Annotated in this window: 8 protein-coding genes; 5 read left to right on the plus strand and 3 right to left on the minus strand. The window is 52.5% G+C overall.

The annotated features are described in order from the left end of the window. Nucleotides 1–57: 57 nt before the first annotated feature. The 5 genes from ACO0K9_RS19150 to ACO0K9_RS19170 all read left to right on the plus strand — a co-directional run bounded on the left by ACO0K9_RS19150 (nt 58) and on the right by ACO0K9_RS19170 (nt 5,887). Entirely contained in the window at nt 58–864 is an 807-nt protein-coding gene (locus ACO0K9_RS19150; RefSeq protein ID WP_422987683.1) for a substrate-binding periplasmic protein, read from the plus strand. 179 nt (nt 865–1,043) lie between these two features. After that, nucleotides 1,044–1,535 (plus strand): MarR family winged helix-turn-helix transcriptional regulator, encoded by a 492-nt coding sequence (locus ACO0K9_RS19155; protein ID WP_422987684.1) that lies wholly within the window; start codon nt 1,044–1,046, stop codon nt 1,533–1,535. A gap of 34 nt (nt 1,536–1,569) precedes the next feature. Beyond that, complete coding sequence (locus ACO0K9_RS19160) at nt 1,570–3,102, plus strand: efflux transporter outer membrane subunit (protein ID WP_422987685.1); 1,533 nt, start codon at nt 1,570–1,572, stop codon at nt 3,100–3,102. Next, nucleotides 3,099–4,328, plus strand: a complete 1,230-nt coding sequence (locus tag ACO0K9_RS19165; protein WP_422987686.1) for an HlyD family efflux transporter periplasmic adaptor subunit — start codon at nt 3,099–3,101, stop codon at nt 4,326–4,328. The genes ACO0K9_RS19160 and ACO0K9_RS19165 overlap by 4 nt, the downstream gene beginning before the upstream one ends. Next, nucleotides 4,328–5,887, plus strand: a complete 1,560-nt coding sequence (locus ACO0K9_RS19170) for a DHA2 family efflux MFS transporter permease subunit (protein WP_422987687.1) — start codon at nt 4,328–4,330, stop codon at nt 5,885–5,887. The genes ACO0K9_RS19165 and ACO0K9_RS19170 overlap by 1 nt, the downstream gene beginning before the upstream one ends. 102 nt (nt 5,888–5,989) lie before the next feature. Here ACO0K9_RS19170 and ACO0K9_RS19175 read toward each other — a convergent pair whose 3' ends face one another. From ACO0K9_RS19175 to ACO0K9_RS19185, 3 genes are all read right to left on the minus strand, one after another. Continuing rightward, complete coding sequence (locus ACO0K9_RS19175) at nt 5,990–8,410, minus strand: TonB-dependent receptor (RefSeq protein WP_422987688.1); 2,421 nt, start codon at nt 8,408–8,410, stop codon at nt 5,990–5,992. Between the two features lie 141 nt (nt 8,411–8,551). Beyond that, entirely contained in the window at nt 8,552–10,459 is a 1,908-nt protein-coding gene (locus ACO0K9_RS19180; protein ID WP_422987689.1) for a hypothetical protein, read from the minus strand. A gap of 304 nt (nt 10,460–10,763) precedes the next feature. Then, nucleotides 10,764–11,756 carry a LacI family DNA-binding transcriptional regulator gene (locus tag ACO0K9_RS19185; RefSeq protein WP_422987690.1) on the minus strand — a complete coding sequence of 331 codons (993 nt, stop codon included), beginning with the start codon at nt 11,754–11,756 and terminating at the stop codon, nt 10,764–10,766. Between the last annotated feature and the right edge of the window lie 119 nt (nt 11,757–11,875).

Below are 11,875 nucleotides of genomic sequence, written 5' to 3' on the forward strand. Positions count from 1 at the left end.
TTTAAGTGATTTGGTTATTGAATACATGCAATTCATAACAAAAAACATAATTTCTTCATGGCAATTACACCTTCCAGGCTTGTCATGCTGAGGTCGGTCTTATTGTCTGGCGTGATTTTTCTGGTCAGCGTCACGGCTTCATTGGCGGCGACACCCGAGGTCAGCTTATTGGTCCCTGATCCTCTTGATAGCAAGGGTGAACCCGCACCCATACCGAAGGACAAACAACGCATGCTGGACTATATTGCGCGCGAAGCAGATGTGCATTTTGAGGTGCAGCGTTATCCATGGAAACGCATTTTGTTACTGGCCGAGCAGGGAGATGGTCTGGTATTTGGCATTTCAAAAACCAGGGACAGGGAAAGGATGTTCCATTTTTCCCGCCCTATTTATGCCAACTATGTCTGGCTGGTGACGCGCAAGGATGCACGTTTTGATTACAAAGGCATCAGCGACCTCAAGGGGCGTTCTGTGGGCGTAGTCGCTGGTGCGCATTATGGCGATAATTTTGATGAACAAAAGGGTAAATTGTTCAGGGTGGAGAGTGATATCAATTCCATGCTGGCGCGCTTTAATAAACTGATCAACCGGCGCATGGATGTGATGGTGATTCAAGACCCCGGTAGCGATGCGCGTGATCTTGAAGAGCGTATCAACCGCTATTTCAGCAAGCACCTGGCCGCTGAAGGTCAGCCAGTTGTCGAATTCAGTGTACTGGCCAAACCCTTGCTGATTGATGATATTCACTTCGCCATTCGGGCGGATAAGGATGATGGCTTGATACAAAAGATCGATGCGGCCATTGTCAAAGGCAAGAAACAGGGGATCGTGGTACTGGATTTACCGAAAACAGGCAAACCGTAGTTGATAGGAAGAAATCCGTATACCATCTGACGATCTGATTTAATTGCCGCAGTCGCATGTAAATTTGACCCTTATTTATTATTCAACCCTTGTTCAGTAGTGGACAGGGGTTTTTTTTGCCTCATGCAAAATTTTTGAAACTGGTATAAACTATTGCCTAGTCAACGAATATTCTCATCATGGATACCGATAATCAAATCCCCGAGTTCGATAGCTCGCAAGTCGAAGACAGTGTCGGCTATTTGCTGGCCAGGTCGCGCACCATGCTGTCACGCTCGATAGAAGATGCCTTACGCCGGGTAGATATCACCCATGCACAAGGCAGTGTCTTCATGATGCTGGCCACCGGCAAGATTAGTACGGCGGCGGAGCTGGCGCGAGACCTGTTTATCGATTCTGCAGCTATGAAACGTACTCTGGACAAGCTGGAAGCAAAGGGCTATATCCAGCGTGTGATTGATGCCAGTGACAAGCGCCTGTTCAAGCTGGAGTTGACACCATCCGGCAAGGCAATGGCGGCACAGTTGCCGGCAATCTATGCTGAAGTGCTGGATGTGGGGTTTTCCGGGTTTGCTGCTGAGGAAATCACTTTTCTGAAGTACCTGCTACGCAAGCTTCTGGCGAATCGTCCCATACTGGAAGCTAAAATGAATAGTTGCTCAGGCAATTAAATAATCATATCAATCTGGAATTCATATTTACATCATGAACAAACCAACTTTTAACTTTCGGGCGGCCAATAAGCTAGCGCGTGCGCTGGCTGCTGCCAGCGCGTTGACCCTGCTTTCTGCCTGCGTCAGTTACCAAGGCATCCAAAGCCAGGTACAACTTAAAACCCTGAATGCAGACAGCGGCGCTTTTCCCGGACAGGGCGGGAGTGGTAGCTGGCCAGACAACCAATGGGCCAGCAGCATAGGTGGTGCCGATTTGCAAAAGCTGATTGATCAGGCGCTGCAAAATAACCCCAGCCTGCAAGTTGCTGCAGCCCGCCTGCAAGCTGCGAAGGCAATGACTGCTGCAGTTGGTGCCAATGAATTACCGTCAGTGAATGCCAGCTTTGACAGTACCTATCAGCGTTTTACTGAAAAAGGCCTGATACCGCCACCGCTGGCAGGCACCTACAATACCAATAACCAACTGGCCTTGAATGCTTCGTATGAATTTGATTTCTGGGGCAAACACAGCGCAGAAATGCGTGCCGCCCTGTCGCAGGAAAAAGTAGCCGAAGCCGAAGGCCAGAGTGTACGTCTGATGCTGGGCAATGCCATCGCCCGTAGCTGGTTGCAACTGGCGCGGCAATCGGCGCAACTCGAATTGAGTAAACAGCAATTGGCGATTCGCGAAAAATTCGACCAACTGACACAGCAACGCGTCCAGGCCGGTCTGGAAACCAAGACTGAAACCCAGCAAAGTCTGATCCAGCTGTCTGGCCTGAAAAACGATATCGCCCAATGGCAGGAAGCCATTGCTCTGACACGTAACCAGATCGCTGCCTTGCAAGGCATGGGGCCAGAACAGGGGCGTAACATTCCGCTGCCACAGTTTAAACTGGCGGCTGATATGGCCTTGCCCGGTAGCTTGCCGCTGGAATTGCTGGGGCGCCGTCCGGATATCGTGGCTGCGCGCTGGCGGGTGGAAGCCAGTCAGGGGGAAGTGGATGTTGCCAAGACCCAGTTTTACCCGAATATCAATCTGGTCGGCTTTGCCGGTTTATCCAGCCTGGGTTTGAGCAATCTCTTGCAAAGCGGCAGTAGCATCATCGGCGTCGGCCCGGCAATACGACTGCCAATTTTTGAAGGCGGCCGCCTGCGTGCGCAATTGAAGGGCAAGGTGGCCTCTTATGATATGGCCGTTGCCACCTATAACCAGAGCCTGACCGATGCCTTGCATGAAGTGGCAGATCAGGTGCAGATACTGCAAGCCAGTCAGGCCCAGGCAGTTGAGCAGAAAGCTGCCGAGCAGGCTGCCCGTGTCAGCCTGCAACTGGCACAGCAAAGACAGAAAGCCGGCACCGCCAATATGTTGCCGGTATTGGCAGCAGAAAGCGCCGTACTGTCTCAGCAAAAACTGTTACTGGAGTTGGCCATCCGTCACACCGAAAGCCAGATCAACCTGATCAAGGCGCTGGGTGGCGGCTATGACAGCAAGACCAATTTTGCGGCTACCCCAAGCCAGGCAAACAGCAACGCAAACATCAACAACACAACTGCAGCAAGCACATCGGAGGCCGCGTTATGAACGCCCCAGCAACAAACAATCACGATAAACCTGTTACCACCCAGCCACCTGTCAATGTGGCTCCAGAAAATGGCAAGCGCCGCGGCCTTCTGCTGATCGTCACTTTCATTATAATTATTGCCGCTATCGCCTACGGTGCATGGTGGTGGCTGGTTGCCCGCAATTTTGAACATACCGAAGATGCCTATGCCGCTGGTAATGTGGTACAGGTGACATCGCAAGTCACCGGTACCGTGGTGGCGATTCATGCCGACGATACCGAACTGGTGCAGGTCGGCAAACCGCTGGTGGAACTCGACAAGACCGATGCCAAAGTGGCGGTCGACCAGGCCGAGGCACAACTGGCCCAGACCGTGCGTGAAGTACGCGTGCTGTTTGCCAATAATGGCAGCCTGCAGGCCAATGTCAGCCTGCGCAGCAGCGAAGTCGAAAAAGCCAGGGCGGATCTGGCCCGTCGCCAGCAATTGCTGACTACAGGTGCGGTCTCTGCTGAAGAACTGGAACATGCGCGCAATGCCGTCAAGACCGCAGAAGCCGCCTTGCAGGCCGCCAGTGAACAACTGATATCCAACCGCACGCTGACAGAAAACACCACGGTCACGCAGCATCCGAATGTCTTGCGTGCTGCCGCACGTCTGCGCGAAACCCTGCTGGCGCTGAGCCGTACCAGCTTGCCTGCCCCGACTACCGGTTATGTTGCCAAGCGTGCGGTACAGGTTGGTCAGCGCATCGCAGCCGGCTCACCATTGCTGTCTGTCGTGCCTTTGAATTCATTGTGGGTCGATGCCAATTTCAAGGAAGTGCAACTGGCGCATATGCGTATAGGCCAGGATGTGGAATTGCATTCTGACGTGTACGGTAGTGATGTCGCTTACCATGGCAAGGTGCTGGGTGTGTCTGCCGGTACCGGTTCTGCTTTTGCCCTGTTGCCGGCGCAAAATGCCAGTGGTAACTGGATCAAGGTCGTGCAGCGCATACCCGTGCGCATTACCCTGGACCCGAAAGAACTGGAAGCGCATCCACTGCGCATAGGTGTATCCATGCAGGTCAAGGTCAATATCTCGCAACAGCAGGGCGCGCCGGTAACGGCCGCAGCACGTACTAGCCCGGCCTATCAGACCGCCGTGTTTGAACAGAATGGCAAAGAGGCGGATCAGCGCATTGCGGACATCATTGCCGCCAATTTGCCAGTCACCAAAGCTACTACCACCAGTAAGGCCAGGTAATGAGTGCGGCACCACGTCCACAGGCACCGCATCCGCCGTTGAAAGGAGCGCAACTGGCGATGGGCACGCTAGCCCTGTCGCTGGCGGTCTTCATGAATGTGCTGGATTCGTCGATTGCCAATGTGTCGATACCAGCCATCTCCGGTAACCTGGGTGTGTCACCACAACAGGGTACCTGGGTCATTACTTCGTTTGCGGTGGCGAATGCGATTTCCGTACCTCTGACAGGCTGGCTGACTACCCACTTTGGCCAGGTCAGGCTGTTTTTGTCATCGATATTGTTATTCGTGATTTCATCATGGCTGTGCGGCATGGCACCGAATATCGAAATGCTGATTGCTGCCCGTATTTTGCAAGGGGCAGTGGCAGGGCCGATGATCCCCTTGTCACAGGCATTGTTGCTGGGTAGTTACCCGCCCGCCAAAAGTTCCATGGCCCTGGCGCTATGGGGGATGACGACCCTGGTCGCGCCCATCATGGGGCCTTTGCTGGGGGGCTGGATATCGGACAATTATACCTGGCCATGGATTTTTTATATCAATATCCCGGTGGGCTTGTTTACTGCCTGGGCGACCTGGTCGATTTATCGCAAACGTGAATCACAGATCAAGAGCCTGCCCATCGACAAGGTGGGCCTGTTCCTGCTGGTCATCTGGGTGGGTGCCTTGCAACTGATGCTGGATAAAGGCAAGGAACTGGACTGGTTTAATTCTGGAGAAATCATTTTACTGACCGTGATTGCGGCCATCGGCCTGATTTATTTTGTCATCTGGGAACTGGGGCAAGACCATCCCGTGGTCGATCTGTCGCTGTTCAAGGGGCGTAACTTCAGCGCCGGTGTGATCGCCATTTCCATCGGTTATGGCCTGTTTTTCGGCAGCCTGGTCATCATGCCTTTATGGTTGCAGACACAGTTGTCGTACACCGCAACCGAGGCTGGCAAGGTCATGGCGCCGGTGGGGGTATTTGCGATTTTGCTGTCACCCATCATAGGCAAAATCTTGCCCAAGGTGGATGCGAGAAAAATTGCGTCTCTCGCTTTCCTTGGGTTTGCCCTGGTGTTCTTTTTGCGCTCAGGCTTCAACACGGATGTGGATACCTATACCCTGCTGATCCCGACCCTGATACAGGGGGCCGCCATGTCCATGTTCTTTATCCCGCTGACATCGATCATTCTGTCAGGTCAGCCACCGGATAAAATCCCGGCGGCATCCGGCCTGTCGAATTTCGTACGCATCATGTGCGGCGGCATGGGCGCTTCCATCATGACCACCATCTGGGATAGCCGCAGCACCCTGCACCACGCCCAGATGACCGAACTGACCGGCAGCAGCTACCCGACGTTTGTGCAAAGCATGCAAAACCTGATGCAGCAGGGCATACCAGAACAGGGTGCCTATGCCATCATAGACCGTAGCATCAGCGTACAGGCCAGCACCATGGCAGCAACAGATATCTTCTGGATGTCAGCTTATATGTTCATTGGTCTGATTGGCCTGGTGTGGCTGACCAAGCCGAAAAAATCGGCAGTGCCGGTGGATGCCGGTGGCGCGCATTAGGTGACGCGCATTAGGTGACGATAACGATGTCATCGCCATGAAGAAAAAGCCCGGCATATTTTGCCGGGCTTTTTTGTCTTTCACGGATGTTGATGTGCCTGATCAGAACTTGGCATCGAAGCGCACGCCTACGTAACGGAAGGCATCACGGGCCGGGCTCCAGGTGGTATTGGTGACGGTGATAAGCGGATTAGGGGCTTTCGAACTCCAGTTTCCCAGTCCGGTAAAGCCGGTATTGGCATAGTGTTTGTTGAACAGGTTATTGATAAAGAAACTCAGCTTGTAATTACCTTGTTTGTCTTTGATACCAAACCCCAGATTGGTCACGCTATATCCGGCTACTGACAGCGTCGGGTCCTGGTTCAGGTTGGTCAATACTTCGCTTTGGTAGCGGACGGCTGCCGTCACAAAGGCATCAAAAGAATAGTCCTTCAGAGGGATGTCATATTGCCCACCCAGATTGGCCTTGATCTTGGGGGCATTTGGCATGCGTCCGCCAGCCAGGTCTTGCACATTCTGTCCGCCATATTGGACTGACTTCAACTGACAGGCTGCATTAAATCCGCCATTTGATGTATCAATGACGTTGTAGCAGGGCGCATTCGGAAATTCGGTAATGCTTGCATCGGTGTAGGCGACACTGCCGTTGATGATCAAATTAGCCGTGACCAGTGCAGAAATATCCATTTCCACGCCACGGGTCTGTACCCCGCCCACGCTGTTGAGGCGGGTCACATACGTGGTCGTGCCGGGCAGATAGCCGCCGGAATTTTGCTGGTAATTCTTGAACTTGCTGTTGAAGGCAGCCAGGTTCACCGTCAGGCGGTTGTTCAGGAAATTGCCTTTCAGGCCCAGCTCGAATGTATTTGAAGTTTCCGATTGTACTGGTTGTTGTGCGGCCGTGGCGGCATTCAGGCTGCTGGTCAGGTCATAGGCCAGGCCCTTGTAACCGGTGGCACCCAGTACATACGCCATCAGGTTTTTATTGAACTGATGTTGCAGACTCAGCTTGCCGGTGGTGGCATTTTCAGTGTTATCCACGCTGGAAAACGTGGCAGTAGGAACGAAAGCGCCAGGTGGCGGTGCGCCGGTCGTAAAATGATAGCCCGAAGTCTCACGGTTATAACGCAGGCCGGCAAGAACGGTGTACTCCGGCAAAAAGTCCCAGCTTACCTGGCCAAAGACCGCCTTGTTTTCATTATACGTATCGGTGAAATACTGGGTAGGGGTGGTTAAGGCAATGCCGTTATATCCCCGCACAAAGTGGCGGTCAATGGCATTCCATCCATACCACAGCCCGGCTACATATTTGACGGCAAGGTTGTCAGGTGAAGTCAGGCGCAGTTCCTGGGTTCTGGAAATGACATCGAAGCTGCCGTACTGCACATAACCTTCATTGATGCCAGCTGGCTTGCCATTCGCCAGTGGGTAATACTGCAGGGTGGGAACATCGACAAAATCCTGGTCGCGCGTATCGTTGGCATAATACCGGTCCAGTGATGTGATGGAAGTCAGCGTCGCACCATTTGGCATGGCATAGTTGATGCGCAAGCCAAAACCCCGGCTGGTGGATTCTTGCCCGGTCCTGGTGTCATTGCGGATGTCTGTATTGTAAGGCCCGATATTGATGCCCTGTAACAGCGTGGTGGCAGGTAGTTGCGGGAGGTTCGACAGCAGTGCACCCTGCAGCGGTGTTATGCTGGTTGCGACCAGGGCGCAGCAGGTGGTGTTGGAGTAGTTGTAGCGCGGAGAGAAATCAAGGTCCAGGGTGTCGGTCGGATGCCAGCTCAGTTTCGCCATGAAGGTCTTGCCGCCAGAGCCATTGGTTTTTGTGCCTGTGGTCAGGTTATTGACATTGCCCGCAAAGCGCGTATCGCTGGCAGCAATACGAAAGCCGAATTTTTCCGACAGTTCACCACCGTAGCTACCGCCGACCCGCCATTCGCCGTCACTGGTATAGAAGCTGCTGACATTACCCGTCAGTGGGCCGGAAATAGGCTTGGTCGTCACATTCACCGCACCGGCAATCGCACTTTTCCCGAACAGAGTGCTTTGCGGGCCTTTCAAAATTTCTATTCTGGCGATATCTGTCAAATCCTGGAATGCCTTGACCTGCATGCCCATGGGAATGTCGTCGATGATGATCGCCACATCGGCTTCCACGCCTATGCCTATCGAGGTGGTGCCTATGCCGCGCATATTGATGCCGTTGTTGGCAGGCGTGGTGCCATAGGTGATGGTTAGTGCCGGTGACAGATTGATGACGTCGGCAAATTCGCGGACATTATTTCTTTGCAGTACAGCGTCACCCAGCACGGTAATCGCCAACGGTACCTGTTCCAGTTTCTCTATGCGTTTGTTGGCTGATACGATGACTTCTGCCAGCTTCGGTTGTTCGGCTGTGGTACTGGCTGCTTGTTGGGCGGCGGCGGTTTGCATCATGCTCAACAGCGCCAGCGCTACCGCCGAGCTGATAGGCAAGAGTCGGCATGTCTGCCTTGCTTGTGATGGGTTGTTGCGCATTTCCTGGTCTCCTGATAAATGGTTTTATTTGTGTTGATAGGTATTTCTGGTTATTGCAATTGAAAATCACTGTGACATCATCAGCGTTGCTGAGGCCGAATTTGCACAGGGAATTCCGGTGTGGCTCATCAAATGATCGTGTCAGTGATATTTGATGGACCAGCTAATCGTGATCGGTGTATCAAAACTAAAAGCCTTGCGTTCACAGCTCACCAGGGTCTTCATGGGGCCGTTCGGCGATTTAAAATTTTCTGTATCGAGACTGGCCCTGGCACTGCAGTGATCCATGCCGGTGACGGTAAATTCGCTGAGATCACCCTTGTTGAAGCGGATGGTATTGCCGCTGACTTCTGGCAATTCCGAGAAGCTGGCAAATTCCAGTGACACCTGACGCACCCCCAGCTTTTCTGTCGGCAGATATTGATCTGTCCTGGTGATCATGCCTGCACCCAGGCGATAGCTGGTATTCAGTTGTATGCGTGCATCTGGCACGGGTTTCTGATTGACGGGGCCGATTCTGGTCAGACTGTCCTGGTGGTAAGTTACTTCATAGGCTTTTGGGGGTGGTGCGGTTTCAATGGCTTCTGTATGGTGGATGTTTTTGATGAAGGCTGTGGCGATCAGTTCACTGCCATCATTCATGGTAAATTTGGGTAATAATTGCGGATGCTGATAGCCACTATCGGCGATGCCTGCAAGCAGCAGGTTGGAAAATGGCAAAGGGTAATATGGACTGTTCCCGTGCTGGCTTGCACCACCATTCACCATCAGCAAGCTGAACACATGTCCGGCGTCGCGGTAGATGGCGAGCGCCCTGTCATATTCGCCACGGGCAAACCAGGTGAACTGGAATGCCGGTTGCGTCTTGTCCAGCCAGGTCGCCAGATCTTGCCTGGGTAATTTGTCCTGGTATCCCATCTGGCGCCATAAATCATTGGCCGAGATCAGTTGGTGCAGCAGTGAGAAATTTTCACCCAGTATGCGGTGTATGCCACGGTAGTCATCCGTTTTCCGGCCCTGGCCCCACAGGTCGACAGACCTGGTTTTTTTGTCGTACCAGAAATCAACGTATCTGGCGACAATACGGGTGGAATAGGCGTAGGCATATTCTTTCTCTTGCTGGCTCAATATGTCCAGGTAGGCAGATACCGTCAGTATGTCAAGCACGGCAGTTTCGCCATAGGCACCGATACTGCGTCCAAAGCTGAAGCCATCGCCAGATACATTACCCAGGTGGAAGGCAATATCGGTGGCTTTTCTCAGCTTGGCTTTCAGTTCTGGTGTGACTTCCATGCCGGTTTCTATGAAGCGTCCGCAGATTTCTGAAATCAGCAAAATACTGTAGCGGTCAAAGCGGCCTTCACCTTCGGTTTCATCAGAAAAACCATAGGTGCCCGAATGCTGTTCATAGTGATCCAGCAGTTTTTTCAGCAGACGCTGGCTTGCAGTCTCATCTTCCCAGCCCAGCAGCATGCGCAGGCGTGCCACACCAAATGCAACGCCGTAGTAATTGGTTGGTAGCTGTATGAGTTTGAAATCTGTTTGTGTGACGAAGCTGCGCCAGTCCAGTTTTTTCTTCAGGGCATCCAGTGTTTTTGTTGGGACTGCCTGTCCCAGTAAGCCATTTTTCTTGAGCTCGTATAGCGTTAGCAGATAGTAATAGATGCCCCAGGTGTGATTGTCCATGCCCGCCGTCAGTTCTGCCGATTCCCGGAAATCGCGCAGATAAGGGGCAAGATCTTTGCCTTCATGCTTGGCGTTCAATAACAAATGGCCCAGTCCGGAAGCGATTTTCCCTGGCAGGAATTTATCCTTGCCATTGAAGGCAGGGTGACCATTAAGTGTGGTGTTTTCTTTTTCAGTCAACAGCTTTTGCGCCAGATAAGCCAGTTGCGGATACAACTCCGATTGCACGATCTTGTCCATGGCAACATTGGCCAGCGGCGGCTCATAGACCACTTTAGCGATATCACTGGCCGCGACCTGTGCGGCAGGCGTGACTGTAGCGAATACGGTGAGCAGCATGCAAATGCGGGGTAAGAAATTCATCAGCTATAACCTGGTAGGAAGCTTCTTGCTTGCAAGCGTCCTGAGGAAGACTTAATGCAGGCTTGAAATTATTTAGGAAAACGTTTAACTAGATAGTAGTGAAGAAAAGAACGAGAGTAAAGTGGCTGAAATCATTTTTTTGTATCCGTTGCGGTCAGACAACGGCAAGATATAGATATATCAACCCCATACACCTTTGCGGAAAAGGTTTTAAATGGAAAACGTTTAACGTCTGATTGATAATGTGCGCATGGCGTAGATATGTGCAGAATTACGCCTGGCGGAGGGGTGTTTGTGGCTGTGTTTAGTTACGGCGCATGGTGGATGCACGCACCACCAGTTGAGGTTCTATCACGGTGAGCTCGTTGTCCTGCGCGCCAGCAATGATTTGCATGAGTTTTTCCATGGCAGCGACGCCCATGCGTTCGCTTTGCAGATCTACCGAGGTGAGTGCCGGGGTGACAAAGCGCCCATACAGGATGTTGTCTATGCCGGTGACGGAGATATCGTCTGGTAACTGGAAGCCAAGGATTTGTGCTTCTTTCATGAAGCCGAGGGCGATCAGGTCGTTGTAGCATATCAGTGCATCCGGCGGGCTGCTGCCCAGCATGATGGATGAGCACAGGCGCTCACCTTCAGCGGCGGTGGCGGCATTGGTGTTGTATTTAATGAGTGGCAACTGGTGTTTGTCCAGGCAATCCTGGACGCCACTCATGCGTTCTTCATCGCGCCTGGATTTTGCAAAGCCTACATAGGCGATGCGCTTGTGTCCCAGTGCCACCAGATGTTGTGCCAGCATATAGGTGCCACGCCTGTCATCGCTACCTACTGATGGCAGTTGACGTTCGTGTATGCGGCCAAAGAAGACCAGTGGCTTGTCCATCTGGAATAACCATTCCAGATCCTGTTCCGGCAGGCGCGAAAACACGATCATGCCATCGACCTTGCGGCTCAGTGCCTCCAGTAATGGGCGTTCACGGCTGAGGGTTTCATCCGTGTCAACCAGCAGCAGGGTATAGCCCTTTTCCATGGCGACGCGATTGGCACCTTTGACGATGCTGGTGAAGTGCGGGTTGCTGATGTCCAGTATCGACAGGCCTATGGTCTTGGTCTTGCCGGTGATCATGGACTGTGCCTGCGGGTTGGACTGATAACCCAGCTCTTCAATTACCTTTTTGAGGTTGGCTTCGACGGCGGCAGAGAATTTTTGTGTGCCATTGATGTATTTGGACACGGTTGCGGTCGAAACTTGTGCGGCGGCTGCAACATCGCGTATCGTCGGGAGCTTTTTTTTCATGATTGAGTTAAAGGTTTAACTTTTTTATTGGTCTGGTCATAGGCATTCTAACCTGAATAAGAAAAATCACTATGCGCGAATGAAAATTGTATGAATTCTGTGCTGTTTGCAAGCTGGAA

The organism is Undibacterium sp. Ji50W (assembly GCF_049340445.1).
GTDB lineage: Bacteria > Pseudomonadota > Gammaproteobacteria > Burkholderiales > Burkholderiaceae_D > Undibacterium.